Source organism: Citrobacter sp. CFNIH10, assembly GCF_002934585.1.
GTDB lineage: Bacteria > Pseudomonadota > Gammaproteobacteria > Enterobacterales > Enterobacteriaceae > Citrobacter_A > Citrobacter_A amalonaticus.
This window is the reverse complement of the sequence record NZ_CP026216.1, coordinates 4,865,233-4,890,515: the sequence shown is the minus strand read 5'-3', so window position 1 is coordinate 4,890,515 and position 25,283 is coordinate 4,865,233. Positions and strand designations below refer to the sequence as shown.

General features: G+C 50.7%; 37 protein-coding genes. 33 read left to right on the top strand and 4 right to left on the bottom strand.

Features of this window, described 5'->3' with window-relative positions; genetic code table 11:
- Window positions 1–11 precede the first annotated feature (11 nt).
- The 23 genes from C2U53_RS27975 (at window position 12) to C2U53_RS27865 (ending at window position 16,471) form a co-directional block, all read left to right on the top strand.
- Window positions 12–770 (top strand): antitermination protein, encoded by a 759-nt coding sequence (locus C2U53_RS27975; protein WP_104446787.1) that lies wholly within the window; start codon window positions 12–14, stop codon window positions 768–770.
- Window positions 771–1,200: 430 nt separating this feature from the next.
- A complete protein-coding gene (locus C2U53_RS30065; RefSeq protein ID WP_172740608.1) occupies window positions 1,201–1,404 on the top strand; it encodes a hypothetical protein in 204 nt (67 codons plus the stop codon).
- 10 nt (window positions 1,405–1,414) lie between these two features.
- The gene (locus C2U53_RS27970; protein WP_104446786.1) at window positions 1,415–2,320 is read left to right on the top strand and encodes a serine protease; all 906 of its coding nucleotides are present in this window, start codon (window positions 1,415–1,417) and stop codon (window positions 2,318–2,320) included.
- Between the two features lie 154 nt (window positions 2,321–2,474).
- A complete protein-coding gene (locus C2U53_RS27965) occupies window positions 2,475–2,798 on the top strand; it encodes a phage holin, lambda family (RefSeq protein ID WP_046401839.1) in 324 nt (107 codons plus the stop codon).
- Window positions 2,782–3,231, top strand: a complete 450-nt coding sequence (locus C2U53_RS27960; protein ID WP_104446785.1) for a lysozyme — start codon at window positions 2,782–2,784, stop codon at window positions 3,229–3,231. Before C2U53_RS27965 ends, C2U53_RS27960 begins: the two co-directional genes overlap by 17 nt.
- Entirely contained in the window at window positions 3,228–3,758 is a 531-nt protein-coding gene (locus tag C2U53_RS27955) for a DUF2514 domain-containing protein (RefSeq protein WP_104446784.1), read from the top strand. Before C2U53_RS27960 ends, C2U53_RS27955 begins: the two co-directional genes overlap by 4 nt.
- Before the next feature lie 159 nt (window positions 3,759–3,917).
- Window positions 3,918–4,442 carry a Rha family transcriptional regulator gene (locus C2U53_RS27945; RefSeq protein WP_104446782.1) on the top strand — a complete coding sequence of 175 codons (525 nt, stop codon included), beginning with the start codon at window positions 3,918–3,920 and terminating at the stop codon, window positions 4,440–4,442.
- Between the two features lie 64 nt (window positions 4,443–4,506).
- Window positions 4,507–4,857, top strand: a complete 351-nt coding sequence (locus C2U53_RS27940; RefSeq protein WP_016239647.1) for an HNH endonuclease — start codon at window positions 4,507–4,509, stop codon at window positions 4,855–4,857.
- A gap of 125 nt (window positions 4,858–4,982) precedes the next feature.
- On the top strand, window positions 4,983–5,480 hold the full coding sequence (locus tag C2U53_RS27935) for a phage terminase small subunit P27 family (RefSeq protein WP_104446781.1): 498 nt from the start codon (window positions 4,983–4,985) through the stop codon (window positions 5,478–5,480).
- Entirely contained in the window at window positions 5,477–7,210 is a 1,734-nt protein-coding gene (locus tag C2U53_RS27930; RefSeq protein WP_104446780.1) for a terminase large subunit, read from the top strand. The genes C2U53_RS27935 and C2U53_RS27930 overlap by 4 nt, the downstream gene beginning before the upstream one ends.
- A complete protein-coding gene (locus tag C2U53_RS30060; RefSeq protein WP_172740607.1) occupies window positions 7,207–7,368 on the top strand; it encodes a hypothetical protein in 162 nt (53 codons plus the stop codon). The genes C2U53_RS27930 and C2U53_RS30060 overlap by 4 nt, the downstream gene beginning before the upstream one ends.
- On the top strand, window positions 7,358–8,584 hold the full coding sequence (locus tag C2U53_RS27925) for a phage portal protein (RefSeq protein WP_172740606.1): 1,227 nt from the start codon (window positions 7,358–7,360) through the stop codon (window positions 8,582–8,584). Before C2U53_RS30060 ends, C2U53_RS27925 begins: the two co-directional genes overlap by 11 nt.
- The gene (locus tag C2U53_RS27920) at window positions 8,577–9,176 is read left to right on the top strand and encodes an HK97 family phage prohead protease (RefSeq protein WP_086512935.1); all 600 of its coding nucleotides are present in this window, start codon (window positions 8,577–8,579) and stop codon (window positions 9,174–9,176) included. Before C2U53_RS27925 ends, C2U53_RS27920 begins: the two co-directional genes overlap by 8 nt.
- Before the next feature lie 9 nt (window positions 9,177–9,185).
- Window positions 9,186–10,409, top strand: a complete 1,224-nt coding sequence (locus tag C2U53_RS27915; RefSeq protein WP_104446779.1) for a phage major capsid protein — start codon at window positions 9,186–9,188, stop codon at window positions 10,407–10,409.
- A 74-nt stretch (window positions 10,410–10,483) separates the two neighbouring features.
- Window positions 10,484–10,807 carry a head-tail connector protein gene (locus C2U53_RS27910; protein WP_104446778.1) on the top strand — a complete coding sequence of 108 codons (324 nt, stop codon included), beginning with the start codon at window positions 10,484–10,486 and terminating at the stop codon, window positions 10,805–10,807.
- Complete coding sequence (locus C2U53_RS27905) at window positions 10,804–11,217, top strand: phage head closure protein (protein WP_086512938.1); 414 nt, start codon at window positions 10,804–10,806, stop codon at window positions 11,215–11,217. Before C2U53_RS27910 ends, C2U53_RS27905 begins: the two co-directional genes overlap by 4 nt.
- Window positions 11,192–11,695, top strand: coding sequence for a hypothetical protein (locus C2U53_RS27900; protein ID WP_104446777.1), 504 nt, complete (start codon window positions 11,192–11,194; stop codon window positions 11,693–11,695). The genes C2U53_RS27905 and C2U53_RS27900 overlap by 26 nt, the downstream gene beginning before the upstream one ends.
- Complete coding sequence (locus C2U53_RS27895) at window positions 11,695–12,255, top strand: hypothetical protein (protein ID WP_104446776.1); 561 nt, start codon at window positions 11,695–11,697, stop codon at window positions 12,253–12,255. The genes C2U53_RS27900 and C2U53_RS27895 overlap by 1 nt, the downstream gene beginning before the upstream one ends.
- Window positions 12,256–12,263: 8 nt before the next feature.
- A complete protein-coding gene (locus tag C2U53_RS27890; protein ID WP_086512940.1) occupies window positions 12,264–12,428 on the top strand; it encodes a DUF2635 domain-containing protein in 165 nt (54 codons plus the stop codon).
- A complete protein-coding gene (locus tag C2U53_RS27885) occupies window positions 12,418–13,914 on the top strand; it encodes a phage tail sheath subtilisin-like domain-containing protein (RefSeq protein ID WP_104446775.1) in 1,497 nt (498 codons plus the stop codon). Before C2U53_RS27890 ends, C2U53_RS27885 begins: the two co-directional genes overlap by 11 nt.
- The gene (locus C2U53_RS27880; protein ID WP_046401748.1) at window positions 13,914–14,270 is read left to right on the top strand and encodes a phage tail tube protein; all 357 of its coding nucleotides are present in this window, start codon (window positions 13,914–13,916) and stop codon (window positions 14,268–14,270) included. Before C2U53_RS27885 ends, C2U53_RS27880 begins: the two co-directional genes overlap by 1 nt.
- On the top strand, window positions 14,270–14,539 hold the full coding sequence (locus C2U53_RS27875) for a phage tail assembly protein (protein ID WP_058588179.1): 270 nt from the start codon (window positions 14,270–14,272) through the stop codon (window positions 14,537–14,539). The genes C2U53_RS27880 and C2U53_RS27875 overlap by 1 nt, the downstream gene beginning before the upstream one ends.
- 141 nt (window positions 14,540–14,680) lie before the next feature.
- Window positions 14,681–16,471, top strand: coding sequence for a phage tail tape measure protein (locus tag C2U53_RS27865; RefSeq protein WP_104446774.1), 1,791 nt, complete (start codon window positions 14,681–14,683; stop codon window positions 16,469–16,471).
- A 14-nt stretch (window positions 16,472–16,485) separates the two neighbouring features.
- On the opposite strand, the gene C2U53_RS27860 is transcribed toward C2U53_RS27865, so the two are convergent.
- A complete protein-coding gene (locus C2U53_RS27860) occupies window positions 16,486–16,923 on the bottom strand; it encodes a hypothetical protein (RefSeq protein ID WP_086512943.1) in 438 nt (145 codons plus the stop codon).
- A 92-nt stretch (window positions 16,924–17,015) separates the two neighbouring features.
- Between C2U53_RS27860 and C2U53_RS27855 the strand changes: the two genes are divergently transcribed.
- Genes C2U53_RS27855 through C2U53_RS27820 form a run of 8 tightly spaced genes read left to right on the top strand, consistent with a single transcriptional unit; the run spans window position 17,016 to window position 23,051 of the window.
- Window positions 17,016–18,317 carry a DNA circularization protein gene (locus C2U53_RS27855; RefSeq protein WP_046401751.1) on the top strand — a complete coding sequence of 434 codons (1,302 nt, stop codon included), beginning with the start codon at window positions 17,016–17,018 and terminating at the stop codon, window positions 18,315–18,317.
- On the top strand, window positions 18,314–19,393 hold the full coding sequence (locus C2U53_RS27850; RefSeq protein ID WP_046401752.1) for a phage baseplate assembly protein: 1,080 nt from the start codon (window positions 18,314–18,316) through the stop codon (window positions 19,391–19,393). Before C2U53_RS27855 ends, C2U53_RS27850 begins: the two co-directional genes overlap by 4 nt.
- Window positions 19,393–19,941, top strand: a complete 549-nt coding sequence (locus tag C2U53_RS27845) for a phage baseplate assembly protein V (RefSeq protein ID WP_104446773.1) — start codon at window positions 19,393–19,395, stop codon at window positions 19,939–19,941. Before C2U53_RS27850 ends, C2U53_RS27845 begins: the two co-directional genes overlap by 1 nt.
- Window positions 19,941–20,366, top strand: a complete 426-nt coding sequence (locus C2U53_RS27840) for a phage GP46 family protein (protein ID WP_046401754.1) — start codon at window positions 19,941–19,943, stop codon at window positions 20,364–20,366. The genes C2U53_RS27845 and C2U53_RS27840 overlap by 1 nt, the downstream gene beginning before the upstream one ends.
- The gene (locus C2U53_RS27835) at window positions 20,353–21,411 is read left to right on the top strand and encodes a baseplate J/gp47 family protein (RefSeq protein WP_104446772.1); all 1,059 of its coding nucleotides are present in this window, start codon (window positions 20,353–20,355) and stop codon (window positions 21,409–21,411) included. Before C2U53_RS27840 ends, C2U53_RS27835 begins: the two co-directional genes overlap by 14 nt.
- On the top strand, window positions 21,402–21,986 hold the full coding sequence (locus C2U53_RS27830; protein WP_104446771.1) for a YmfQ family protein: 585 nt from the start codon (window positions 21,402–21,404) through the stop codon (window positions 21,984–21,986). The genes C2U53_RS27835 and C2U53_RS27830 overlap by 10 nt, the downstream gene beginning before the upstream one ends.
- 3 nt (window positions 21,987–21,989) lie before the next feature.
- Complete coding sequence (locus C2U53_RS27825; RefSeq protein WP_246876144.1) at window positions 21,990–22,625, top strand: hypothetical protein; 636 nt, start codon at window positions 21,990–21,992, stop codon at window positions 22,623–22,625.
- A 51-nt stretch (window positions 22,626–22,676) separates the two neighbouring features.
- Window positions 22,677–23,051, top strand: coding sequence for a tail fiber assembly protein (locus tag C2U53_RS27820; protein ID WP_104446527.1), 375 nt, complete (start codon window positions 22,677–22,679; stop codon window positions 23,049–23,051).
- Here C2U53_RS27820 and C2U53_RS27815 read toward each other — a convergent pair.
- Together C2U53_RS27815 and C2U53_RS30820 are read right to left on the bottom strand one after the other, a co-directional pair.
- Entirely contained in the window at window positions 23,023–23,454 is a 432-nt protein-coding gene (locus tag C2U53_RS27815; RefSeq protein ID WP_104446528.1) for a tail fiber assembly protein, read from the bottom strand. The genes C2U53_RS27820 and C2U53_RS27815 overlap by 29 nt on opposite strands.
- Window position 23,455: 1 nt before the next feature.
- Window positions 23,456–23,749 carry a hypothetical protein gene (locus C2U53_RS30820; protein WP_371415049.1) on the bottom strand — a complete coding sequence of 98 codons (294 nt, stop codon included), beginning with the start codon at window positions 23,747–23,749 and terminating at the stop codon, window positions 23,456–23,458.
- A gap of 136 nt (window positions 23,750–23,885) precedes the next feature.
- Between C2U53_RS30820 and C2U53_RS27805 the strand changes: the two genes are divergently transcribed.
- A complete protein-coding gene (locus C2U53_RS27805; protein WP_104446769.1) occupies window positions 23,886–24,440 on the top strand; it encodes a recombinase family protein in 555 nt (184 codons plus the stop codon).
- Between the two features lie 124 nt (window positions 24,441–24,564).
- On the opposite strand, the gene C2U53_RS27800 is transcribed toward C2U53_RS27805, so the two are convergent.
- On the bottom strand, window positions 24,565–24,804 hold the full coding sequence (locus C2U53_RS27800) for a DinI family protein (RefSeq protein ID WP_104446768.1): 240 nt from the start codon (window positions 24,802–24,804) through the stop codon (window positions 24,565–24,567).
- Window positions 24,805–24,886: 82 nt separating this feature from the next.
- Here C2U53_RS27800 and C2U53_RS27795 point away from each other — a divergent pair, with 82 nt between their 5' ends.
- Window positions 24,887–25,276, top strand: a complete 390-nt coding sequence (locus C2U53_RS27795; protein WP_104446767.1) for a S24 family peptidase — start codon at window positions 24,887–24,889, stop codon at window positions 25,274–25,276.
- Window positions 25,277–25,283 lie beyond the last annotated feature (7 nt).

Here is a 25,283-nt window from a genome sequence, read left to right as displayed (position 1 = left end):
GGAGAACACGTATGAACCTTGAATCATTACCAAAATTTTACTCACCAAAAGCACCGAAACTAAATGATGAAACGCCGGGAACCAGCTCTGAGGCGTTAACAATAACTGATGTGATGGCTGCGCAGGGCATGGTGCAGTCAATGGCACCACTTGGGTTTAATTTGTTTCTGGCAAAGATGGGAATACAGGATCCAACACCTGCACTGGAGGGGCTGTTTAACTACGCCATGGCAATGAAAAATCCGGTATTACAAAAACTAAGTGAGAAGTCCCGTCTTGAAATTCTTCCTGTACTGGTGAAGTTTGCATATGAGGACTATTCCCGTTCGGCGGCAAGTAAATCAGTTTGCCCACATTGCAATGGTGAAGGGGTGTTACGTTCAATGTGTGATGTTGTAAAACATCCAGGCGTAAAAGGTGTAGAGCCTATGATCCGCCATGAGGAAGTCGAAGAAGTTTGCCAGCACTGTAACGGTAAGGGAACTGTCTCGACAGCATGCAGAGGATGTAAGGGGAAGGGAACTGTACTTGATGAGAAGCGCACGAAACTCCACGGCGTGCCGGTAATGAAAGTATGCGGTCGCTGTAATGGCAATCGTTACAGCAGGCTGCCAACAACGATCGCCCGGGCACAGGTGCAAAAGGTCATTCCAGATTTGACGAATTACACCTGGTACAGCGGTTATGGTGAAGTGATCAATAAGCTGATCACTAAATGCTGGCAGGAAGAGGCATTCGCAGAGCTACAATTACGAAAAGTGACACGATAGCCACATTTTTAATAATTTTCGCTGCAAGATGCTTGCAATATTCAAAAAATGTGGTTAGCATTTTCTTAACGATGGGCATTGAATGTCTAACGTTTATAAACCCGCTCAGGCGGGTTTTTTGTTGGTGCGTTTTCATATGTAAACAAACACATTCCACTTTGCCTTCCTCTTGATTACTCGTAACTTGCTGTTTATGAATACAGTGGTTGATCCACGGTTTTCGTGAAAATGCAAGAAACTTCCGAAATTGACAAAAAATCAATACAAAATTGGTTGCAAATAACTCAGGTTAAGATCATATTTAGCGTAGAAGTAAAGCAATCTTAACCTCCTTTTTGGAGGTTTTTTCGTATCTGGCTACCGGCGTGATCTACATATAGTGCTATCTGTGAAAATTTGCACTATATGTAGTAAAGAAGAGGATGCAGCTATGACAGCGGCAGAACTTTATACAACATTTGATATCAAACCCGCAGAATATAACCCAAAAGAGTCACCTTTTGAGTTTGCAAGAAGAGTGATTAAATCGCATCCAACTTTGGTTGAGCAAACAGGCGTGAGTTATTCATCAGGAACCAACAATAGTTGGGGAAATGATGATAAAACAAATAATTACGTAATGTATAGCTACTAAATAATAAATTATGCCAAATTGGAATGAAGTACTGGGTGAGATGACACTTCTCAGCCAGAGCAGCCCTTTTGATGTCGTAAGAAAAAAATACATTTCTGAGATGTCAGAGCACACAGGGCGAAATGTTATCGCTTATTACTCTGGCTTTTTACAAAAAAATACGCAATCAATCAGTCACTTAATTTCAATGACTGATGATGACAAAAATGGTTTCATGTCGGCGATAAACGGTATGGATACCGACAGAGGTTTGGACCTTTTGATTCACACCCCGGGCGGTGAGATCGCGGCCCTTGAGTCTTTGGGGCAGTATCTCAGGTCAAAGTTTGGCACAAACATCCGGGCTTTTGTTCCGATGATAGCTATGTCAGCTGGAACGATGCTGGCATGCTGTGCTAAAGAGATTTTCATGGGTAGGCAGTCAAATATTGGTCCGTTTGACCCTCAAATGGGTGGTATACCAGCGCATGGAATTCTCGAAGAGGTTGAAAAAGCCAAGCAGGAAATACTAGCCAACCCAGGAAGCGTTGCGTTCTGGCAGTTTAACCTTCAAAAATTGCATCCAACTTTTATTGGTGACTGTGAGAAGGCCATTCAATGGGCATCTGAGATTGTATCTGCGTGGTTAGTTTCTGGTATGTTCCATGGTGAAGCTGACGCAAAAGAGAAAGCTGATTCGATTTGCCGTCAATTGAATAATCACTCAACAACTTACGCCCACTCGCGTCATATTCACATAGATAAAGCTCGGGATATTGGATTAAAAATTTCTTCCCTGGAAGATGATCAAAAGTTGCAAGATCTTGTATTGACGATTCATCATAGTTTTATGCATACATTTGGTAGCAGTAACGCTGCAAAAATCATTGAAAATCACAATGGTAGTTCTATGGTTTGGAATTCACCAAACGCGTAAAACTATCATAATCTGATTAAAAACCTCGCTTCGGCGGGGTTTTTTCATTTCTGGCTCCGGGAATCACTCTCCACTTTCACTTTTCATAAGCGCCCGGAAGCCTGATCCCTTTCAATCACACACAGCGCCATCCGAACTCTCGGAGGTGAGGCCTATGAAAATGCCATACAAACAAGATTTCATCGCTGCGCTACTTGCCGCTAAGGAGCAGGGTATTGGTGCAATGCTGGCTTTTATTATGGCGTACCTACGTGGTCGCTATAACGGTGGCGCCAAGATGAAGACGCTAATTGATGCGCTGATGTGCGCGATGATCGCCTGGTTTATTCGTGACCTGCTCGACTTCTCCGGATTGAGTAGCAACCTCGCATACATTGCCAGCGTCTTTATTGGGTACATCGGCACCGATTCGATCGGCAACCTGATTAAAAAATTCGCAGCCAAAAAGGCGGGAGTTGACGATGCAAACCAGTCCTGACGGCATTGCGCTGATAAAAAAATTCGAAGGTTGCCGGCTGTCCGCCTATCCAGATCCGGGAACAGGCGGCGCACCGTGGACGATTGGCTACGGCTGGACCTACCCGGTAGATGGCAAGCCAGTAAAGCCTGGAATGACTATCGACCAGACCACTGCTGATCGGCTGCTGAAAACGGGGCTGGTGAGTTATGAAAACGATGTGCTGAAACTGGTCAGAGTGAAACTGACACAAGGCCAGTTTGATGCGCTGGTATCGTTCGCTTACAACGTTGGCTCGCGTGCGCTATCAACATCCACGCTGTTGAAGAAATTGAACGCTGGCGATATCAAAGGCGCTGCAGATGAGTTTCTGCGCTGGAATAAAGCTGGTGGAAAAGTTATGCCGGGGCTCACGAATCGCCGCAAGGCTGAGCGTGATGTGTTCCTGTCATGATGGGCATCCTGGAGAAATACTGGAAACCGCTGGTGATGATGTTGCTGGTGGCCGTCGCATTCATTGCCGGAAATGTCTGGAGTGATCGGGGCTGGGAAAAAAAGTGGGCAGAGCGTGACGGCGCAGAGGCTTCACATACAGCAAACGCGCAGACTGCCGCCAGGATGATTGAACAAGGGCGCATTATTGCCCGAGATGAGGCTGTTAAAGATGCACAAGCGAATGCCGCCAAAGCTGCTGCCACTGCTGCTGGCCTGTCTGCCACTGTTAACCAGCTGCGCACCGAAGCAACAAGACTTGCCACTCGCCTGGACGCCGCAAAGCACACCGCAGATCTTGCCGCTGCCGTCAGAAGCAAAACAGCCCGTTCCGACGCCGGAATGCTCGCCGACATGCTCGGAGATATTGCAGCAGAAGCTAAACGTTATGCTGCAATCGCTGACGAACGCTACCGCGCCGGAATGACGTGTGAGCGGATTCACGACTCGGTGAGAGAGTCAAACAACAAACCTATAGCCTCGCAATAGCGGGGCTTTTTTATACCAGCAGTAAACCGCGCATCGCAGCGCATGACAATCCCGAGTCTTTCAGAAAGCTGAGCCTGAGAACTGCCGTATATGGTGGCGACCATCTCGGGGCGGCTTTTCTGTGCGAACAGGCTCATCTTTCTAAAAGGTAAAAACGCTATGAATAATCCGTCAGTTATTCCGGCCTTCGACTTCCGCGAAATGGTGCAAGCCAAAAACGGAGAGGTCGTCACCACTTCCAGAAAAGTTGCCAAGTACTTCGGCAAGCGACACGGCGATGTGCTCAGGAAAATCGAGCAGGTTAAGTCCGATTGCTCGAGTGAGTTTGGCCAACGCAATTTTGCGTCGGCTGATTATATCGATGAGCAGGGTAAGGTTCGCCCGATGTACAGCCTGACAAGAGATGGCTGGATCATGGTTGTGATGGGATTCACTGGGAGAGCTGCTGCAGCAATCAAAGAGAGTTATATCTCAGCATTCAACTGGATGTCCGAACAACTTAGCCGACGCATGGAGATGGGCGAAGAAATGCAGCACCGCTATGCCATCAAAGAAACACGCTCGAAGCTGAAAGGCACGATCGGCAGTCGTTTAATGAACGAACGCAAGAAGGAAAAGCGCGTCCTGGCACTGGAGCATGAGCACATCATGCAGGTGACGCAGCCAGAATTGTTGATTGGCTGATCGCGACATTACAGCAGGCATTCAATGAGTGCCTGCGATAATGCTATACGTTTGGGGAGTGAATATGCCACCGCGCACACCGAAGGCTTGTCGCGTTCGCGGCTGTCGGAACACCACAACAGACCCGTCTGGCTACTGTGAAAATCACAAAGGTGAAGGCTGGAAGTCCTACAAGCCAGGTCAATCACGGCAGCAGCGTGGATACGGAACAAAGTGGGAAGTCATCCGGGAGCGGATACTTAAGCGCGACAAAGGGCTGTGTCAGAACCATCTACGGCAGGCGATAGTGAAGCAGGCGTCCTGCGTGGACCACATCAAGGCGAAGGCCCACGGCGGTACTGATGAAGACAGCAACCTTGAAAGCCTGTGCTGGTCGTGCCACGCCGCGAAGACCGCGCGTGAGCGGCTCAAGTGAGAATTAATGTCATTATTAGCTGGGTAGGGGGAGGTCAAATCTCTGCGACCGAGTGCCTTCCGGACTGCCCGCCTCCTCGAATTTTTATACCCGCGAAAAATGAAATTTAACCAGGAGTATCGCTTATGGCTGGAACGGCGGGGCGTTCCGGGCGTCGTCCCAAGCCAACGGCGCGCAAGGAACTGGCCGGTAACCCCGGCAAGCGAGCCCTGAATAAAGATGAACCGGTGTTCACACCAATTAAGGGCGTGGCGCCTCCAGAGTGGTTTGCAGAAGATGATGGTATGCCTATGGCATCTGTCATGTGGGAATTGACCACGAAGGAGTTATGCGGGCAGGGGCTTTTATGCGTTACCGATCTGGCCGTACTTGAGCGCTGGTGCGTTGCCTATGAATTCTGGCGGCGCGCCGTAAAGAATATCGCCAGGGATGGTCTTTCCATCACCGGGGCGATGGGCGGAAAGATAAAGAACCCTGAACTTACCGCCAAAAAAGAACAGGAATCGGAGATGAGTTCTACCGGTTCTATGCTGGGTCTCGATCCCAGCAGCCGCCAGCGCCTTATCGGGCTCGCCGGACAGAAGAAAACCAGCAACCCCTTCCTGAAGATGATTAACTCATGAGTCGGAAATCGTACCCTAACGTCAACGCCGCGAATCAATACGCCCGCAACGTTGTGCGGGGAAAGATACCCGCGTGCCAGTTTGTGCTTCAGGCCTGCCAGCGCCACATCGACGACATGGTTCAGGAGAAAAGCCGCAAATTCCGGTACCGCTTTGATAAGGACATGGCGGAGAAGGCCGCGAAGTTTATTCAATTGCTGCCGCATACCAAGGGCGAATGGGCATTCAAACGGATGCCAATCACCCTCGAACCATGGCAACTTTTCATTGTCTGCTGTGCCTTTGGATGGGTGCAAAAAGGTTCAAAGTTGCGCCGCTTTCGAGAGGTCTACACTGAGATCCCCCGCAAAAACGGTAAGTCGGCAATCTCCGCAGGCGTGGCGCTGTTCTGTTTCACCTGTGATAACGAGTTCGGCGCGGAGGTGTATTCCGGCGCCACGACTGAAAAACAGGCGTGGGAAGTGTTCCGTCCTGCGCGGCTGATGTGCAAGCGGACTCCGCTGCTCGTTGAAGCGTTCGGCATCGAGGTGAATGCCTCCAACCTGAACCGGCCTGAGGACGGTGCACGGTTCGAACCGCTGATTGGCAACCCGGGCGACGGTGCGTCGCCGCACTGCGCCATCGTCGACGAATACCACGAACACCAGACCGATTCGCTCTATACCACCATGCTGACCGGAATGGGCGCGCGTCGCCAGCCGCTGATGTGGGCGATCACCACCGCCGGTTACAACATTGAAGGTCCGTGCTACGACAAACGCCGCGAAGTGATCGAGATGCTTAACGGCTCGGTACCCAACGAGGAGCTGTTCGGCATCATCTACACGGTTGATGAAGGCGACGACTGGACGGATCCGAAGGTGTTGGAGAAGGCGAACCCGAATATGGGCGTCTCGGTGTACCGCGATTTTCTTCTCAGTCAGCAGCAGCGCGCGATTAACAATGCCCGGCAGGCGGGCGTTTTTAAAACCAAGCATCTGAATATCTGGGTGGCGGCGCGGGCGGCTTTCTATAACCTTGTGTCCTGGCAGAACTGCGAAGACAAAACGCTTACGCTCGAGCATTTCGAAGGGCAGCCCTGTGTGCTGGCATTCGACCTTGCACGCAAACTGGATATGAACAGCATGGCGAGGCTGTTCACCCGCGAGATTGATGGCAAAACGCATTATTACAGTGTGGCGCCACGCTTCTGGGTACCGTATGACACGGTTTACAGCGTGGAGAAAAACGAGGATCGCCGCACTGCTGAACGCTTTCAGAAATGGGTGGAGATGGGTTACCTCACCGTCACTGATGGCGCGGAGGTGGATTACCGCTACATCCTGGAGGAGGCCAAAGCAGCGAACAAACTGAACCCGGTCACCGAGTCACCGATTGATCCCTACGGCGCAACCGGGCTTTCTCATGACCTGGCGGATGAGCAGCTTAATCCCATTACCATCATTCAGAACTACACCAACATGTCAGACCCGATGAAAGAGCTTGAAGCGGCGATCGAGTCCGGCAGGTTTCATCATGACGGCAACCCCATCATGAGCTGGTGTATTGCCAACGTGGTGGGGAAAAACATCCCCGGCAATGACGATGTGGTGAAACCCATCAAAGAGCAGAACGAAAACAAAATTGACGGCGCAGTAGCGCTGATTATGGCAATTGGACGGGTCATGCTTAAAGAGCCTGGCGATTTCCTCTCCTCACTGGATCCAGACGAAGACCTCTTAATTCTATGAAATCACTCGTTACTGATGTTATCGGGCTGACCGGATACGGGCTGCTCACGGCGGGGTTTTATCTGCAGTTTGGGCTGGCACCCGCCCTGATGTTCTCCGGCGGTCTGTTGCTGGTGGCGGCACTGGCAATGGCCAGAAGGGGGAAACGTGTTGCTTGATGCCCTGTTCAGAAGTGAATCACTGGAGAATCCGGCTACACCGATTAGCGGTGATCTGGTCGATACGGACGGAATTTTTAAATCTGATATGTACGTCAGCCCTGAGACTGCCATGAAACTGGCGGCGGTTTACGCCTGTATCTACGTCCTGTCGTCAAATCTCGCGCAGATGCCGCTCCATGTTATGCGAAAACACAACGGCAAAGTTGAGCCTGCGCGCGATCACCCGGCGTTTTATCTCATTCACGATGAGCCCAATATCTGGCAGACCAGCTACAAATGGCGCGAGCTGAAACAGCGGCACATCCTCGGCTGGGGAAATGGGTATTCGTGGGTAAAGCGTAACCGGCGCGGCGAAGTTGTCGGCCTTGAAAGTTGTATGCCGTGGGAAACAACCCTGCTGAAAACCGGCGGGCGCTATACCTACGGCCTTTACAACGAAGAGGGCGCCTTCGCCATCAGCCCGGATGACATGATCCATATCCGGGCGCTGGGCAATAACCAGAAAATGGGGCTCAGCCCAATCATGCAGCACGCCGAAACCATTGGCATGGGGATGAGCGGGCAGAAGTATACCGAAAGCTTTTTCAGCGGTAATGCTCGCCCTGCGGGTATTGTTTCAGTCAAAACCCCGCTTCAAAAAGAAAGCTGGACCTGGCTGAAAGATGCCTGGCAGAAGGCAGCGCTGGCCCTGAGAAGCCAGGAGAATAAAACCATGCTGCTGCCCGCTGATCTCGATTATAGAGCGCTAACGGTTTCACCGGTCGATGCCCAGATCATCGACATGACCAAACTGAACCGCTCCATGATTGCCGGTATTTTCAATGTGCCGGCACACATGATTAACGATCTGGAAAAAGCCACGTTCTCCAACATCACCCAGCAGGCCATTCAGTTTGTCCGCTACACCATGATGCCCTGGGTGACTAACTGGGAGCAGGAGCTTAACCGGCGGCTTTTCACTCGGGCTGAACTGGCAGCAGGCTTCTACACGCGTTTTAACCTGACAGGTCTCCTGCGTGGTACGCCACAGGAGCGGGCGCAGTTCTATCACTTCGCCATCACTGACGGCTGGATGAGTCGCAACGAAGCGCGCGCGTTTGAAGACATGAATCCAGTTGATGGACTGGACGAGATGCTGGTCAGCGTTAACGCCGCAAATCCCGCGAAAGACTTTACTACCGACCCCAAAAGTGAGGAGCAACCCAATGGATGATCGCGAAGTCCGCTGTTACAGCGGTGAGGTTCGGGCGGAGCAACACAGTGAGCAACCGACACACATTATCGGTTATGGCTCAGTGTTCAACAGCCGTTCTGAGCCGTTATGGGGATTCCGTGAAATCATCAAGCCCGGCGCGTTTGACGACGTGCTGAATGATGATGTACGCGGGCTGTTTAACCATGACCCTAATTTTATTCTGGGGCGCAGCGCGGCCGGTACGCTTTCACTGTCCGTTGATGATAAAGGGTTGCGCTATGACATCACCGCACCTGAAACCCAGACCATCCGGGATCTGGTTCTCGCCCCGATGTTCCGTGGCGATATCAGTCAGTCGTCTTTCGCATTCCGCGTGGCCCGCGACGGCGAGCACTGGTACGAAGACGACGAAGGTATTGTCATCCGCGAAATCTCCCTTTTTTCCCGGCTGTTTGATGTGAGCCCGGTGACTTATCCGGCCTATCAGGAAGCCGATTCCGGTGTCCGATCCATGAAAGCCTGGCAGGAGGCGCGCGACAGTGGCGCGCTGGCGCAAGCCATTAATCAACGAATGGCGCGTGAGCGCCTGCTGAACCTTCTTAACGCGTAAGGAAAAAACATGAAACTGCACGAACTGAAGCAAAAACGTAACACCATCGCTACTGATATGCGTGCGCTGCACGAAAAAATTGGTGATGCGACCTGGACTGATGAGCAGCGTACTCAGTGGAACGCCGCAAAGTCTGAACTGGATGCACTTGATGAACAAATCGGGCGTCTGGAGGAACTTCGTCGCCTCGATCAGGCACACGTTGAAGATCATGAGGATGAGCAACGTCGGCAGCAACGTAACAATACACCGGAAGAGCAAAGTGCTGAGCGTCGCGCCGCGGCGTTTGATAAGTTCCTGCGTCACGACTTCAGCGAACTGTCCGCTGAAGAGCGTCAGGCAGTTAAAGAGCTGCGGGCCCAGGGTACGACGCCGGACGCTAAAGGTGGTTACACCGTACCGACGCAGATGTTGAATAAAATCGTCGACTCGATGAAAGCCTATGGTGGAATCGCCAGCGTGGCGCAGATCCTCAATACTTCGAATGGTCAGGATATTACCTGGTCGACCTCCGACGGTACTGCGGAAGAAGGCGAACTCCTGGGTGAAAACACCGAAGCATCTGAAGAGGATGTAAGTTTCGGCACTGCGATTCTGGGCGCTAAAAAGTTGTCGTCCAAAATCATCCGTGTATCCAATGAGCTATTACAGGATAGTGGTGTTGATATCGAAGCGTACCTGGCTGCGCGTATTGGTCAGCGAATTGGGCGCGGTGAAGCCAAATATCTTGTTCAGGGAACCGGCGCAGGTACACCGGTACAGCCTAAAGGCCTGGTCGCGTCGGTCACCGGTACTGTAAATACTGCTGCTGCCGCAACATTCACCTGGCAGGAAATGAACAAGCTGAAACATGCTATTGATCCGGCTTACCGTGGTGGCCCTAAATACCGCTGGGCATTTAATGATTCGACCCTTCAGGTGATTGAAGAAATGGTAGATGGTCAGAATCGCCCACTGTGGTTACCGGATGTCGCAGGCGGCACCCCGGCAACGATCCTGAATATCCCGTATGTTATTGACCAGGCTATTGATGGTATTGCTGCGGGTAAGAAATTCGCGTTTCTCGGTGACTTCGACCGCTTCATTATTCGTCGTATCACCTATATGACGCTGAAGCGCCTGGTTGAACGTTATGCTGAGTGCGATCAAACAGCATTCCTGGCATTTCACCGTTTTGACTGCGTCCTTGAAGACGTGGCAGCCATCAAAGCGCTGGTGGGCAAGCCGGCATAACCGAAAACCTGATGTAACCAGTACCGCGAAAGCGGTTTTTTTATGCCCGCCGTCTGGCGGGCATGGAGATATCTATGCTGCTGACACTCCCAGAAATCAAGGCGCAGCTGCGGCTGGATGAAGATTTTACTGATGAGGATCCTTTTCTCGAACTGCTTGGTAGCGCGGTGCAGGCGCGAACAGAATCATTTTTGAACCGTAAACTATACGAGAAAGATGAAGCCATTCCGGAGGAAGATACAGAAGGACTGGTTCTGACTGATGATGTAAAACTGGGAATGCTCCTGCTGTTAACTCATTACTATGAAAACCGGTCTTCGGTCAGTGAAGTTGAAAAGAGCGAAATGCCGTTGGCGTATAACTGGTTGGTTGGGCCATACAGGTTTATTCCGCTATGAAGCTACGACAAGCGCAGACCAGCGCAACTTATCTGCTGCCAGACCCCGGGGAACTTGATAAACGGGTGCTTATCCGTCAGCGGGTTGACTCACCTTCTGATGACCTTGGCACAATGCCGGTTTACCCCATTTCGTATAAAGCGTGGGCGAAGGTGGTACAGACCAGCGCGACCACATACCAGGAGACAGCCCAGACGGATAATGCCATCACTCACTACATCACTTTGCGTTATCGCCGGGGGATTACCAGCGATTTTGAGGTGGTGCAGGGGGATGAGGTTTATCGCGTTAAGCGGGTTCGGGACCTGAACAGCAAGCGGCGGTTCCTGTTGCTTGAATGCACTGTACTGGGCGCGGAGCCAGCATCAACCGGAGGGAGCAGTAATGGCACAACCCTTTTTACACGTTGATTTTCAGCAACCAAAAGAAATGCGCTTCAACCGCGCGCGGGTGCGGAGGGCGTTTGTCCATATCGGGCAGAGGCACATGCGTGATGCGCGCCGGCTGGTAATGCGTCGTGGGCGATCAGAAGGTGGTGAAAACCCCGGTTACCAGACTGGTCGACTGGCGAAATCCATCGGCTATATGGTGCCAAAAGCAAGCGGGAGTCGCCCGGGGTTCATGACCCGTATTGCACCAAACCAGCGAAACGGGCAGGGAAACAGACTGATCACCGGTGACTTTTACCCGGCATTCCTTTTCTACGGTGTTCGTGGCGGTGCACGTCGTCAGCGTAGTCATCATCGTGGAGCGTCTGGCGGTAGCGGCTGGCGTCTTGCTCCGCGTAATAACTTCATGGTTGAGACACTGCAAAAAAACAGTCCGTGGACGCGGTACTACCTTGCCCGTGAGTTGCGTCAGTCACTTAAGCCGGAGAAACGCCGCTAATGAAACTCTCACCCATCATTGCAACACTACGGGCAAACTGCCCCATTTTTGAGAACCGTGTAGCCGGTGCTGCTCAGTTTAAAGATCTGCCTGAAATCGGAAAAATGCGACTCCCGGCGGCATATGTTGTTCCTGGTGATGATTCCCCAGGAGAGCAAAAAAGCCAGACAGATTACTGGCAGGATCTTACCGAGAGTTTCTCGGTGATTGTTTTTGTCAGTAATGGCCGGGATGAGCGGGGGCAGTTCGCATCATACGATGTGGTCCACGACATCCGGCAGATGTTGTTCAAAGCACTTCTCGGATGGAATCCGGAGGAGCGCGGAAACCCTGTCACCTATGCCGGTGGAACATTGCTGGATGTGAATCGCCACGAACTCAGCTATCAGTTCGATTTCACTGTTGAGAATGAGCTGACTGAGGATGATACACGTCAACAGGATGAGCTTAATAGCCTTGATGAATTCAGAACGCTTTCCATTGATGTGGACTTTATTGATCCGGGGAGTGGTCCTGATGGCGATATTGAGCTTCACACTGAAATAAATCTTCCTTCCTGAGAGGCCATATGTTTGTAAAACCCGCAAAAGGGCGGTCAGTTCCTGACCCTGCCCGAGGCGACCTTTTGCCCTCTGAAGGGCGAAATGTTGAAGAGAATAACTACTGGCTGCGGCGCGAAGCGGCTGGTGATATCCGGCGCGTTAATAAAAAGGTGAAAGCCAATGACGATTAGTATGAACACCATCCCATCGAGCACGCTGGTACCGCTGTTTTATGCGGAAATGGATAGCTCGGCGGCGAATACCACCCAGGATTCCGGTCCTGCTCTTTTGATCGGCTACGCCAATGCGGACGCGACGATTGAGAAGGAAAGTCTGATCCTGATGCCTTCTAAAGATTATGCGCGTCAGATTTGCGGTCCGGGTAGCCAGCTAGCCCGCATGGTTACCGCATACCGCGAAACCGACCCGTTTGGCGAGTTGTACATTATTGCGGTACCGGAAGCCACAGGTGCTGCCGCGACTGTAACGATTACAGTGACAGGCGCCGCGACGGAAACCGGTACAGTGAATCTTTATATCGGACGTACCCGTGTGCAGGCTGCAGTAATCAATGGGGATGATGTTGCCGCCGTTGCTACTGCGATCAGTGCAGCAATCAATGCCAATGTCGACCTTCCGTTTACCTCTGCTGCGGCTGCTGGCGTGGTCACACTGACCGCTCGCCATAAAGGTTTGTGCGGTAATGAAATTCCGGTATCTCTGAATTATTACGGTTTTGGTGGTGGTGAGGTGCTTCCGGCAGGTATTCAGATTGCAGTGGCGTCAGGTACGGCAGGAACTGGTGCACCGGTGCTTACTGGAACGATCGCGGCGATGGCCGATGAACCGTTTGACTATATCGGTCATCCTTTCAATGATGCGGCTTCAATGAACACGCTGTCGAACGAAATGAACGATACCAGCGGTCGCTGGAGTTATGCCCGCCAGTTGTATGGTCATGTGTACACAGCCAAACTGGGTACGCTTTCCGAGCTGGTTACCGCCGGAGATATGTTCAATCTTCAGCATATTACCCTGTCCGGTTACGAGAAGGAGACTCAGACGCCTGCAGATGAACTGGCGGCAAGTCGCACCGCTCGTGCTGCGGTATTCATCCGGAATGATCCGGCACGACCGACACAGACCGGGGAACTGGTTGGAATGTTGCCAGCCCCGAAGGGCAAGCGCTTTACCATGACAGAGCAGCAGTCTCTTCTGTCGCATGGTGTCGCTACCGCATATGTTGAAAGCGGCATTCTGCGCGTTCAGCGCGACGTCACCACGTATAAGAAAAACGCGTACGGCTCTGCGGATAACAGTTATCTTGACAGTGAAACCCTGCATACCAGCGCATACGTTCTGCGCCGCCTCAAGTCAGTGATTACCAGTAAATACGGCCGTCATAAACTGGCGAACGACGGTACCCGTTTTGGCCCCGGTCAGGCAATTGTGACGCCGTCGGTCATCAAAGGTGAGTTACTGGCAACGTATCGCCAACTGGAACGTGCGGGTATCGTTGAAAATTATGAGCTCTTCAAGAAGTACCTGATTGTTGAGCGTGATGCTAATGATCCGAACCGCCTGAACACGCTGTTCCCACCTGATTATGTCAACCAGTTGCGCGTCTTCGCAGTGGTTAACCAGTTCCGTCTTCAGTATCCAGAGGAGTCCGCATAATGGCGAAGATTGGTGGTACCTGTTATTTCAAAGTAGACGGTCAGCAGCTATCAATGACCGGCGGCATTGAGGTGCCGATGAACACGAAGGTCAATGATGATGTCATTGGGCTGGATGGTTCCGTGGATCGCAAAGAAACGCACCGCGCACCTTATGTTAAGGGTACTTACAAGGTACCGAAGGATTTTCCCGTCAGCAAAATTACAACAGCAGATCAAATGACTATTACCGCCGAACTGGCGAACGGTCAGGTCTATGTTTTGTCGTCCGCCTGGCTGCATGGAGAAGCAAACCATAATGCTGAAGAAGGCACGGTAGACCTTGAATTTCACGGTGAAGAAGGAGATTACCAGTAATGCAGGAACTTGAACTAGGTCACCCGATCACTGCACACGGCGAAACGCTCAGTGTCCTGGAGTTTAACGAGCCGACGGGGAAAGATGTCCGCGAGTTGGGTTATCCCTATCAGATGAACCAGGACGAGTCGATCAAACTCCAGGCGCACATCATCGCGAAATATATTGTCCGGCTGGCAAATGTGCCGCTAAGCACCGTTGACCAGATGTCTCCTGGTGATCTAAATGCTGCTGGTTGGCTGGTGGCTGGTTTTTTCCTCCAGGGCTGACGGCGGAATATCTCACTGATCGCTATTTTGACTGCGCCAGTTACTGGCGCATTAACCCTTTTGAATTACTGAACAAGCCAATCAGTGAGATCCCTTTACTGGTCAGCCAGGCAAACAGGATAGAAGAGGAGAAGAGGATCAATGGCTGAGTTTGAACTAAAAGCGCTGATCACCGGTGTCGATAAGCTTTCTCCTGCGCTTTCTCGGATGCAAAAAAACATCCGTAGTTTTAAACGCCAGGCAGAGGCAAGTTCGAAAGGCGGGCTTGGGATGGCCGCAGGGCTTGCTGCTGGGCTAACACTGTCGCTGAAAACGTACGCCGATCAGGAAAACGCGGCTACGGGCCTTAAGGTTGCCATGATGCAGGCGAATGGGGAGGTCGGGAAAAGCTTCAAAAGCATCAATAAATTGGCAGTCGGACTGGGTAACCAGTTGCCTGGTACAACGGCAGACTTTCAGAACATGATGCAGATGCTGGTGCGCCAGGGTATTCCCGCTGAAAACATCCTCGGTGGTGTAGGTAAAGCCACGGCTTACCTGGCTGTTCAGTTGAAGAAAACACCGGAGGCTGCGGCTGAGTTCGCGGCAAAGATGCAGGATGCAACCGGCACAGCCTCAGATGACATGATGGGGTTATTCGATACGATCCAGAAAGCCTTTTACCTGGGCGTTGACGATACCAATATGCTGTCGTTTTTTACAAAAACCAGCTCCGTGCTGCAGATGGTAAATAAGGATGGGCTTAAAGCAGCGCAAGGTCTGGCGCCGATCAGCGTAATGATGGATCAGATGGGCATGAAGGGCGAGTCTGCAGGTAACGCCGTGCGCAAAGTTATTCAGGCAGGCCTCAGTGTCAAAAAGGTCAATGATGTAAATAAGGTGCTGGCGCGTCAGAAGCTTGGTATTAACCTGGACTTTACTGACGGTAAAGGCAGTTTTGGCGGGCTGGACAATTTATTCCAGCAATTAGCCAAGCTCAAAAGCCTGTCAGACGTGAAGCGTACCGGGGTAATGAAAGCTTTGTTCGGCGATGATGCTGAAACACTACAGGTAGTTAACGCGCTGATCGACAAAGGCAAGGATGGGTACGATCAGGTTCAACAAAAAATGAACCGCCAGGCCAACCTGAATAGCCGTGTTCAGGCCCAACTTGGAACATTAACCAACCTCTGGGAGGCAATGACCGGCACAGCCACCAACGGTCTCGCAGCAATGGGTAGCGCGTTTTCTGGTGATGCGAAAAGAATAACAATATGGCTTGGGGATCTTGGTGAGCGCTTCACGAAGTTTGCCGATGAGAATCCGCGAGTTATAAGGGGGGCATTTGGGCTGGCTGCCGGATTGACTGTCTTAAAACTGGGGTTTATGGGAGTGGGAGGTGCTATCGGTATCGTGAGCCGGGTATTATCCATGTCTCCAATCGGTATGATCGCTACTGGCATTGCCATGGCTGCTGGTTTAATTATTTCTAACTGGGATGTCATTGGGCCATATTTTAAAAAGCTATGGGATACGGTTGGTCCTTATTTTGAAACTGGATGGGGAATACTCAAAAAGGTATTCGACTGGTCCCCGCTTGGGCTCATTATTAACAACTGGGGACCTATAGTTAAATGGTTTCAGGACATGTGGGACAAACTCAAGCCTATTATCGAGTGGTTTACTGATGGTGCCAGTGATACGGTCGCTGCCGCAAACGCCGCGCAGTGGGGAGCCGGTGGTTACGGCGCGTATGGTACAGGGGTGGCTAGTTCAGGATATAACCCTTATCAGATCAAGCAGGGAACGGCGACTCAACCGAAAGGATCCATCACCGTTGAATTCAAAGGTGCTCCACAAGGAATGAGTGTTACTGATAGCCGTTCCTCAGGTATAGATGTTAACCATGATGTAGGTTACACAAGGATAGGTAGGACTGGAATGGGAGGGTAAACCTCCCATTGTTTTTAATTGATGAACCTTGCGAAATTTCCCTCTGAATCATATTCCGCTTTGGCGACATTTTTAACCATTCCCCCTAATTGGTTTTTGCCACGGAACTGCATGATCATGACGTAATCATCTTTACGACGTATAACGTTAGTTTCGATACATTCAAAACTATCCGGATCATTCATTGATTCTTTCACGCGATCTTTCATATCAAGTGGGCAACCATCCACTGAGCGCGTGAGCTTTGCCATAACAAGCTCCTCTTTAGTTTTTTCTTTTTCCGGGGGAGTCATAACAAACGCTGCGATTATCAGTGGTGCGAAGAATCCAAAAACAGCACCGAGAAGAGCAGCCATTATTTTTCTGGGCTTGGTCTTTTCTTTTTTATAAGCCCACCGTCCTATGAAAACGGCTAGCAACAAACCCAGTATTAACGGCAACAACATTTCCATTTATACCTCTCCTTAAAGGTAAATGTTCTCTGGCGCTTCGAAAGAAGCGTCTGAAACAGAGTAGCTTATAACAAATCATATTGGTGCAGACAATGGCGTGGAAAGACAGACTGGTTGAAGCGTCGTTTCGCGGCGTTCCGTTCAAGGTAGAAGATGAAGGGGCCCCGGTAGGACGTCGGGTTGAAACGCATGAATACCCAAACCGCGATAAACCTTATAGCGAGGACTTAGGAAGGGTAACGCTGCGTCCTGGCATCACCGCCTATGTGATCGGAGATGACTGCTTTGATCAACGTGACAGACTTATTGAGGCACTGAACAAACCGGGACCGGGTACGCTGGTACATCCGACCTATGGGGAAATCAGTGTCTGTGTTGACGGAGAGATTAATGTCAGCACCGCAAGCAGTGAAGGGCGCATGGTGCGCTTCGATCTGCGGTTCGTTGAGGCCGGGGAACTTTCATATCCAACGGCTGGCACTGCAACGGCAAATACACTGGTTTCATCCTGCTCAGCATTAGATGACTGTATCAGCGATAGCTTTGATCAGTTTGGTATGGATGGCATGCCAGACTTTGTTCAGGGCGGTGTATTAGATGATGCAAAGAGTATGCTCGGTTTTGTATCAGATAAAATGGCGATGGTTGATTCTGGTATTTCTTCTGCTGCCCGATTATTGCAGGGCGATATTTCTGTGTTATTGCCTCCGCCATCATCAGGTAAGGGGTTCATTGAACAACTTCAGACGATGTGGCGCGCCGGCAATCGCCTGACAGGTAATGCCAGCGATCTTTACACCATGATTAAAAATTTCTCAGGTATCACATTGGGGAGTGATCTTGCTCCCCGTGGCGTCTGGAAAACTGACAGCACGACGACGAAAAACAGAACGCAACAGAGCAATTATGTTGCCAGTGCGATCCGCACGACTGCAATCAGTGAAGCCGCGTACACGGTGACAAGTTTACCTGCATCGGTAACGCCAGCGCGTGATGCCACACAGGAAACAACTGGCTGGCCGGTTGTATCGCATCCGGCATTGAATAATGCCCAGGAAGAAACGGTTTCTGTCGATTTGCCAACATGGGATGAGTTAGTCGATGTACGTGACACACTGAATGATGCCATTGACAAAGAGCTATCCCGCATCACTGATGATCGTCTTTTTCTGGCGCTCCGCAGAGTGAAATCTGATCTCAATAACGATATTAAAACCCGGTTAACTCAGGCGTCAAAGACCGTCATAAGAACACCGGATGAGGTTACACCCGCGCTGGTTCTGGCTGCCACATGGTTTGATAATGCGGATCGCGAGTCAGATATCGTAAAGCGTAACGCTGTGGCACATCCTGGCTTCGTTCCAGTGTCTCCGTTGAGGGTTCCTGTACGATGAACGATAACGTAACGCTACGTGTTAACGGACGGGAATGGGGTGGCTGGACATCTGTTCGCATAGGCGCAGGTATTGAGCGCATCGCGCGCGACTTCAGCGTTGAAATTACCCGCGAGTGGCCTGGTGGTGAAGGTTCTAACTCGTTGCAGCCAAAAGTAAAAAACGGTGACAAGGTAGAAGTCCTCATCGGTGATGATCTGGTCATTACTGGCTGGGTGGAGGCGACGCCGGTTCGCTATGACGCGAGGTCAATCAGCACCGGGATCAGCGGTCGCAGTCTGACGGCCGACCTTATTGACTGTTCCGCAGAACCAACCCAGTTCAACGGGCAATCGCTTGTTCAGGTTGCCGCTGCACTGGCGAAACCATTTGGCATATCTGTCGTGGATTCGGGGGCCCCTGCTGCGGCAATACCGGGCGTTCAGCCAGATCACGGTGAGACGGTCATTGAGGTTCTCAATAAAATGCTTGGTCAGCAACAGGCGCTGGCATACGACGATCCGAAAGGGCGTCTGGTTATTGGCGTTCCGGGTTCCACGCGGGCGCATACTGCCCTGGTGTTGGGGCAAAACGTTATTTCCTGTGATACCGAAAAAAGTATCCGCGACCGCTTTTCAACTTATCAGGTCTCCGGCCAGCGTGCCGGGAATGATAATGATTTTGGGGCAGCAACCACTACGGCTCTGAGGTCAAAAACTGCTGATGCAGGAATAGGGCGTTATCGTCCGATGGTTGTGCAGCAGACAGGACAATCGACAGGCGCAAGCTGTATTGCCCGCGCTGAGTTTGAAGCCAGACAACGTGCTGCACGTACCGACGAAACCACTTATGTGGTCTGGGGCTGGCGACAGGGTGACGGCTCGCTCTGGCAACCGAATCAGCGTGTCATCGTTTTTGACCCTGTATGCGGATTCAATAACCGCGAATTGCTCATTTCTGAAGTGTCATTCACCAAAGACAATAACGGCACATTAGCGGAACTTCGTGTCGGGCCGCCGGATGCTTATCTTCCTGAACCGGAAGATGAGAAGCAGAAACGTACTAAAAAACGAAAAGCCAAAGAGGACCCGTTCTGATGGGCGTAATGCAAAGCCTGCAGAGGCAGGTGCTTTGTCTGATTGGTCGCGCAGTCGTAAAAAGTATTGATGCTGCCAGTAAATGCCAGATGGTGGATGTTGAACTTATCGGTGCCCAGACGAAAGCGGGTATAGAACATCTTGAGCCTTACGGGTTTACTTCTCACGCGAAACCGGGAGCTGAAGGCGTGGTTCTGTTTCCTGATGGTGACAGATCACACGGCATTGTGATTGCGGTTGCTGATCGCCGGTACCGGCTTCGCGGACTGAAAGAGGGTGAAGTCGCCCTGTATGACGATCTCGGACAGAAGGTTCACCTCACACGTTCTGGAATTGTTGTTGACGGCGGCGGGAATCTAATCCGGTTTGTTAATGCCCCAAAAGCCCGTTTTGAAATGGATATCGAGGCAACGGGACATATTAAGGATCTGTGTGATTCCGGCGGGCTGACGATGTCAGCGATGCGGATTGTCTATAACGGTCATAAACACAGAGAAAACGGGCAGGGTAACAACACTGATACCCCGGCCAGTCAGATGGGGGAATGATGGAACTGTGGCTTACGGTAAATGGTAAGCGGGTTAGCGTCAGTTCGTCGCTGAATCCGCTGGTAAGGGCTGTGGTTATTTCACTTTTTACACATCGTCGTGCTGATCCTGATGACAATGCTGATGTCCCTATGGGCTGGTGGGGCGATACATGGCCCGTTGTTGCCAATGATCGTTACGGCTCAAAACTATGGCTTTTACAACGCAGCAAATTGACCAATGCCCTGGTGAATAAGGTGCGAATTTATCTGCGTGATGCACTCCAGTGGATGATTGATGATGGGGTGGTATCACGTATCGACATTGATATTCAGCGAACCGGTATTAACGAACTCGGTAATCAAATTGTTCTCTGGCGCCGGGACGGGCCGGTTACCATTTCCTTTAATGATTTATGGAGCGTAATCACTCATGGCGGACAGTGAATTCCAGCGGCCAACACTGGCTGAAAATATCAGCATGATACGCACCGATCTCTTTGCCCGTCTGGATATCAATGATGAACTTCGCCGGATGGATGAGGATGTCAGGGCTAAAGTCTATGCCGGGGCATTACATACGGTTTACGGGTATATCGATTATCTGGCAATGAATATGCTGCCAGATCTATGTGATGAGGGATGGCTTGCCCGTCATGCTGCCATGAAGCGGTGTCCGAGAAAGGCCGCAACAGCAGCGGCTGGTTTCATGCGATGGGAGGGCGTGGCTGACAATCTGACAGTCAAAGCCGGGGCCATCATTCAGCGTGATGATTTTGTTCAGTACACAGCGACGTCCGATGCTAAAAGTGCTGGTGGAGTATTACGGCTACCCATAATTTGTAATGTTAATGGCACTACAGGAAATGCGGACGATGGCACTTCGCTGTCTCTTGTCACTCCGGTTAATGGGCTTCCATCTGGCGGGATGGCTGACACGCTGGCGGGTGGTGTTGATGTAGAGGATGTTGAAGAGTGGCGATCGAGAGTTCTTGAGCGCTACTACTGGACACCACAGGGTGGCGCAGATGGTGATTATATTGTCTGGGCTAAAGAGGTTCCCGGGATCACCCGAGCCTGGACTTACCGCCACTGGATGGGGACAGGCACTGTTGGTGTGATGGTCGCAAGTAGTGACCTGATCAATCCGATACTTGATGACGTAACTGTAGCTGCCGCGCAGGCGCATATAGAACCACTGGCCCCTGTGGCGGGTTCTGATTTGTATGTTTTCAAAGCGACACCTAAAACCATCGATTTCACTATTGATCTGAATCCGGACAATGCTGAAACACGAGCTGCAGTAGTGGCTGAACTTCGTTCTTTTCTCCTTCGTGATGGTTATCCTGATGGGGTTCTCGAGTTGTCGCGTATCAATGAAGCCATCTCAATTGCTGCAGGTGAGCACAGCCACAAACTGATTGCGCCGGCGGCTGATACGCCGATCGCGAAGAATGAACTGGCCGTTCTGGGAGGCGTAACGTGGCAGTGAATGAAGATGATTATATTCACCTGCTCGCCGCGCTTCTTCCTCCAGGGCCAGCCTGGACAGTTGATGATGCGGCGATAAAGGGGACCGCCCCCTCATTACTCAGAGTGCATCGGCGCGCTGATTCACTGATGCTGGAGATCGATCCACGAACAACCACAGAACTGATAAACCGCTGGGAAAAATGCTGTGGCTTACCTGATGAATGTATTCCATCCGGAACGCAGACAATACGTCAGCGCCAACAACGGCTTGATGCAAAAGTTAACCTGGCTGGTGGGATTAACGAGGCATTTTATCTGGCGCAACTTGTTGCTCTTGGAAAACCTGGTGCGACTATAACGCGATACGATAAAAGCACATTTACCTGCACTTCAAAATGTACGGATGGGGTGTATTCCACGGACTGGCGGTATTACTGGCAGGTCAATATGCCGTCATCAACAGAAACAACCTGGATGACCTGCAACGATCCCTGTGATTCATCGATCAGAATATGGGGCGACACAGTTGTTGAGTGTGTCCTCAATAAGCTTTGCCCTTCTCATACCTACGTAATTTTCAAATATCCGGAGTAACCCATGCACCGTATAGATACAGTAACTGCGCAGAAAGATAAATTCGGCGCGGGTAAGAACGGCTTTACCCGAGGGAACCCCCAGACAGGAACCCCGGCAACCGATCTTAGCGATGATTATTTTGACATGCTTCAGGAAGAACTCTGTGCGGTGGTAGAAGAATCCGGCGAGGAACTGGATAAAGGGAAACACAATCAGTTACTAACTGCACTTCGTGCATTACTTTTAAGTCGTTCAAATCCATTCGGTGACATTGCATCGGATGGTCCTGACGCTATTGCAACGGCTCTCACAAACCTTGGTTTGGGAACGGCAGCAAAACGAGATGTTGGTACAGGGGAAAATCAGATACCGGATATGTCCAGCTTTGGTGCTGGCTCAGGATGGAGCCAATTACCAAACGGGAAACTATTGCAGTGGGGGACTTACACTGGCTCTGCAACAACAGGGACCATAAATTTTCCGGTTCCTTTCCCCATTTCAGTAGGGCGAGTAATTATGTCTCTATCAGGGACCAGTGCTGATGCGGGATCTATTGCCTACGTTCTCCAGGACGATAACTCGTTATCAAAAACATCGTTTTTCTTTCGTCGTGCGGGTGCACAGGTACGATTTAACTGGTTCTGCATAGGTGAATAAAATGAATAAATATAAATGGTCAGCAAAATATAACGCGTTTTCCCGATTGAAATGCTCCCTGCTTATCAATCGTCATGGGATGACCTTAGTGATTTAATTGATATTGATGATACTGTTGAGGCTGAATTTAACGGGGTGTCGCCTGTAGGAAAAGTGCGGGGAGTGGTTGATGGTATGCCTGCATGGGTTGATGTCCCGCTCCCAACATATGAGGAAAAAATAGCGGACGCAGAAAAAATGAAGTTGAGTCTGAAGGCTAACGCAGATTCTGAAATTGCCTGGCGGCAGGATGCTGTTGACGCCGGTATCGCGACGGATGAGGAAACAGTCGCGCTGGCTGACTGGAAGAAATATCGGGTTCTGCTGATGCGCGTAGATACAGCAAAACCCGTCTGGCCTACGCTTCCGGGGGAACAGGCCAGTTAATATCTGGCGCGCTGGTCGTATCTATAGCGTTAACCGCGTCGATATAATCCAGCACAATATTCAGTTTTGTCGCTTCCGCGTCTGTCAGCGTTCTGCCCACCTGCAATTTTAGCTGGATAGTGCTGACAGACTGCATTGCAGTGTCAACGAGTTGTTGACGTGTTTCCTCTGCTTCTGCAACCATCTCAGCCTGCGATTTAGCCGGTACGTCTCCCCACGCGGGCATCCCATCATCACCGGCAATCCTCACTTTCCCGTCTGGCGGCAGCCCTGTGAATTCAACAAATGTTGCTGCGTCAACCTCTACGGCATCCGTTGGCCAGGTTCCCGCTCGCTCGTAAACTTCCTTCTTATCGCCATCAACAAATCCATTTTCAGATGCGCTGTAAAAATAATTGTTCATATCAATACCCTATAGCCAAAAAACGTCCGCCGATTGTCGAAATGCTACTGCGAGCAGTGAACGACCCTCGCACACCGGATGTAATGTAAGTGCCGAATGCTGCAACAGACGTAGTTGCATTTCCGGGCGTGTGTGCTGAAACGGCAAAAACGTTGAGAATTGCATTCGGATAGATAATCGGTAGTGTTACGGTCACTTCGTTTGCACTCGTTGTAATTATTCCCCACTGCAAAATTAATCCGTTAGGTAAATATGTATAACCGGATCCTGACGCAAGGAATGCAAAGCTATTCATATCTGGGATCTGATTTGCGCCGGTGCCGACATCCCGTTTTGCCGCTTCTCCCAATTGAACGTTTAAGAGGCCTTAGAGCCTCATTAATTTGCCGATAAAATCACCACCACCATATGTGAAAGAGTGATTAAAAAATATGCAAATTGGATATGTGAGGGTATCAACAAATGAACAAAATACTGATCTGCAGAGAGAGGCGCTTGAACGGTCAGGATGTGAGCAGATTTTTGAGGAAAAAATGAGCGGTACTGTTGCTAACAGACCTGCACTGAAAAAACTCCTGCGCACCCTTAAAGAGGGGGATACGTTGGTGGTCTGGAAATTGGATCGGTTAGGGCGGAGCATGCGAAATCTTGTGCTGCTGGTCGATGAGTTGCGACAACGCGGTATCCATTTCCGGAGCCTGACGGACAGCATTGATACTTCCAGCCCGATGGGGAGGTTTATTTTCCACATCATGTCTGCGCTGGCAGAGATGGAGCGAGAACTTATCGTCGAAAGGACACTTGCCGGCTTGGCAGCCGCGCGCGCGAAAGGAAGGGTCGGAGGCCGGCGCCCTAAGTTGTCGACGGAACAGTGGGCACAAGCCGGGAGATTGATTGCCGCTGGAGAGCCGCGAAGACGTGTGGTTATAATTTACGATGTTGGCATGTCGACGCTATATAAAAAGTTTCCGGCGGGTGGTAGGTAAAATACCGCCGCCCGTCGTATGCAAGAACGTGCGGCGGTAAGCTGGCGTTCGTTCGATATTGCGAGTATTGAATGATTGCCAGCCGCTGCTGATTCTAAATATGCTATATGACAAAACAATGCTCTTATTCTGAAACAAGCCACATATCAGATTCTTCAAACATTTCTTCCAGCATGCGGTTCAGCCGTTCTTTCTCAGTTTTGGTGCAGTCGCTGTTTAAGGCGTTAGCCTGCATTGGCTTCACCCTCACCTCAGCATCGGGAAAAATCCGGTGCACCCGCTTCGTCAATTCTGCCAGAATGATGTTACTTGCACCTGGTAACCCGGCAACGTTTCTCTTGTCATAAACCAGCTCAACAAACATTTTTACCTTCGCCCTTTACTGGTTGGATATACAGTATATATACTGTGTTTTTATCCAGTGTCAATAGTAGATAGAGGTAACTATGGGCTTCCCTTCTCCGGCAGCGGACTACGTTGAGCGCCACATATCGCTAGACGAGAAATTTATTGAGCATCCATCAGCTACATACTTCATGAGAGCAGGGCAGACATACTGGAGAGAAGGCATTTTGAACGGTGCATTGTTAGTCGTTGATAGTTCACTTACGCCATGTGATGGTTCTCTTCTCGTCTGCAACATAGAGAATGAGCTAAGGATAAAGCGTTATCATTTACACCCCAGACCTCACCTGGTGAACCTGGAGAACGGTAAGCGCGAAGAGATACCAGACGCAGTGGGGGATTACAATGTGACTTCGCCAGTATTTGGGGTGATCACTTACATCATCAACGATGCTCGCTCTGGTGAGTTTGATGATTGTCCGGTAATGTGAAAGCTTA

What these genes read in the sequence shown, in the direction of transcription:
- C2U53_RS27975 (WP_104446787.1), top strand. Translation starts at nt 12, where the DNA reads ATGAACCTTGAATCATTACCAAAATTTTACTCACCAAAAGCACCGAAA.
- C2U53_RS30065 (WP_172740608.1), top strand. Translation starts at nt 1,201, where the DNA reads ATGACAGCGGCAGAACTTTATACAACATTTGATATCAAACCCGCAGAA.
- C2U53_RS27970 (WP_104446786.1), top strand. Translation starts at nt 1,415, where the DNA reads ATGCCAAATTGGAATGAAGTACTGGGTGAGATGACACTTCTCAGCCAG.
- C2U53_RS27965 (WP_046401839.1), top strand. Translation starts at nt 2,475, where the DNA reads ATGAAAATGCCATACAAACAAGATTTCATCGCTGCGCTACTTGCCGCT.
- C2U53_RS27960 (WP_104446785.1), top strand. Translation starts at nt 2,782, where the DNA reads ATGCAAACCAGTCCTGACGGCATTGCGCTGATAAAAAAATTCGAAGGT.
- C2U53_RS27955 (WP_104446784.1), top strand. Translation starts at nt 3,228, where the DNA reads ATGATGGGCATCCTGGAGAAATACTGGAAACCGCTGGTGATGATGTTG.
- C2U53_RS27945 (WP_104446782.1), top strand. Translation starts at nt 3,918, where the DNA reads ATGAATAATCCGTCAGTTATTCCGGCCTTCGACTTCCGCGAAATGGTG.
- C2U53_RS27940 (WP_016239647.1), top strand. Translation starts at nt 4,507, where the DNA reads ATGCCACCGCGCACACCGAAGGCTTGTCGCGTTCGCGGCTGTCGGAAC.
- C2U53_RS27935 (WP_104446781.1), top strand. Translation starts at nt 4,983, where the DNA reads ATGGCTGGAACGGCGGGGCGTTCCGGGCGTCGTCCCAAGCCAACGGCG.
- C2U53_RS27930 (WP_104446780.1), top strand. Translation starts at nt 5,477, where the DNA reads ATGAGTCGGAAATCGTACCCTAACGTCAACGCCGCGAATCAATACGCC.
- C2U53_RS30060 (WP_172740607.1), top strand. Translation starts at nt 7,207, where the DNA reads ATGAAATCACTCGTTACTGATGTTATCGGGCTGACCGGATACGGGCTG.
- C2U53_RS27920 (WP_086512935.1), top strand. Translation starts at nt 8,577, where the DNA reads ATGGATGATCGCGAAGTCCGCTGTTACAGCGGTGAGGTTCGGGCGGAG.
- C2U53_RS27915 (WP_104446779.1), top strand. Translation starts at nt 9,186, where the DNA reads ATGAAACTGCACGAACTGAAGCAAAAACGTAACACCATCGCTACTGAT.
- C2U53_RS27910 (WP_104446778.1), top strand. Translation starts at nt 10,484, where the DNA reads ATGCTGCTGACACTCCCAGAAATCAAGGCGCAGCTGCGGCTGGATGAA.
- C2U53_RS27905 (WP_086512938.1), top strand. Translation starts at nt 10,804, where the DNA reads ATGAAGCTACGACAAGCGCAGACCAGCGCAACTTATCTGCTGCCAGAC.
- C2U53_RS27900 (WP_104446777.1), top strand. Translation starts at nt 11,192, where the DNA reads ATGGCACAACCCTTTTTACACGTTGATTTTCAGCAACCAAAAGAAATG.
- C2U53_RS27895 (WP_104446776.1), top strand. Translation starts at nt 11,695, where the DNA reads ATGAAACTCTCACCCATCATTGCAACACTACGGGCAAACTGCCCCATT.
- C2U53_RS27890 (WP_086512940.1), top strand. Translation starts at nt 12,264, where the DNA reads ATGTTTGTAAAACCCGCAAAAGGGCGGTCAGTTCCTGACCCTGCCCGA.
- C2U53_RS27885 (WP_104446775.1), top strand. Translation starts at nt 12,418, where the DNA reads ATGACGATTAGTATGAACACCATCCCATCGAGCACGCTGGTACCGCTG.
- C2U53_RS27880 (WP_046401748.1), top strand. Translation starts at nt 13,914, where the DNA reads ATGGCGAAGATTGGTGGTACCTGTTATTTCAAAGTAGACGGTCAGCAG.
- C2U53_RS27875 (WP_058588179.1), top strand. Translation starts at nt 14,270, where the DNA reads ATGCAGGAACTTGAACTAGGTCACCCGATCACTGCACACGGCGAAACG.
- C2U53_RS27865 (WP_104446774.1), top strand. Translation starts at nt 14,681, where the DNA reads ATGGCTGAGTTTGAACTAAAAGCGCTGATCACCGGTGTCGATAAGCTT.
- C2U53_RS27860 (WP_086512943.1), bottom strand. Translation starts at nt 16,923, where the DNA reads ATGGAAATGTTGTTGCCGTTAATACTGGGTTTGTTGCTAGCCGTTTTC.
- C2U53_RS27855 (WP_046401751.1), top strand. Translation starts at nt 17,016, where the DNA reads ATGGCGTGGAAAGACAGACTGGTTGAAGCGTCGTTTCGCGGCGTTCCG.
- C2U53_RS27850 (WP_046401752.1), top strand. Translation starts at nt 18,314, where the DNA reads ATGAACGATAACGTAACGCTACGTGTTAACGGACGGGAATGGGGTGGC.
- C2U53_RS27845 (WP_104446773.1), top strand. Translation starts at nt 19,393, where the DNA reads ATGGGCGTAATGCAAAGCCTGCAGAGGCAGGTGCTTTGTCTGATTGGT.
- C2U53_RS27840 (WP_046401754.1), top strand. Translation starts at nt 19,941, where the DNA reads ATGGAACTGTGGCTTACGGTAAATGGTAAGCGGGTTAGCGTCAGTTCG.
- C2U53_RS27835 (WP_104446772.1), top strand. Translation starts at nt 20,353, where the DNA reads ATGGCGGACAGTGAATTCCAGCGGCCAACACTGGCTGAAAATATCAGC.
- C2U53_RS27825 (WP_246876144.1), top strand. Translation starts at nt 21,990, where the DNA reads ATGCACCGTATAGATACAGTAACTGCGCAGAAAGATAAATTCGGCGCG.
- C2U53_RS27820 (WP_104446527.1), top strand. Translation starts at nt 22,677, where the DNA reads ATGCTCCCTGCTTATCAATCGTCATGGGATGACCTTAGTGATTTAATT.
- C2U53_RS27815 (WP_104446528.1), bottom strand. Translation starts at nt 23,454, where the DNA reads ATGAACAATTATTTTTACAGCGCATCTGAAAATGGATTTGTTGATGGC.
- C2U53_RS30820 (WP_371415049.1), bottom strand. Translation starts at nt 23,749, where the DNA reads ATGAATAGCTTTGCATTCCTTGCGTCAGGATCCGGTTATACATATTTA.
- C2U53_RS27805 (WP_104446769.1), top strand. Translation starts at nt 23,886, where the DNA reads ATGCAAATTGGATATGTGAGGGTATCAACAAATGAACAAAATACTGAT.
- C2U53_RS27800 (WP_104446768.1), bottom strand. Translation starts at nt 24,804, where the DNA reads ATGTTTGTTGAGCTGGTTTATGACAAGAGAAACGTTGCCGGGTTACCA.
- C2U53_RS27795 (WP_104446767.1), top strand. Translation starts at nt 24,887, where the DNA reads ATGGGCTTCCCTTCTCCGGCAGCGGACTACGTTGAGCGCCACATATCG.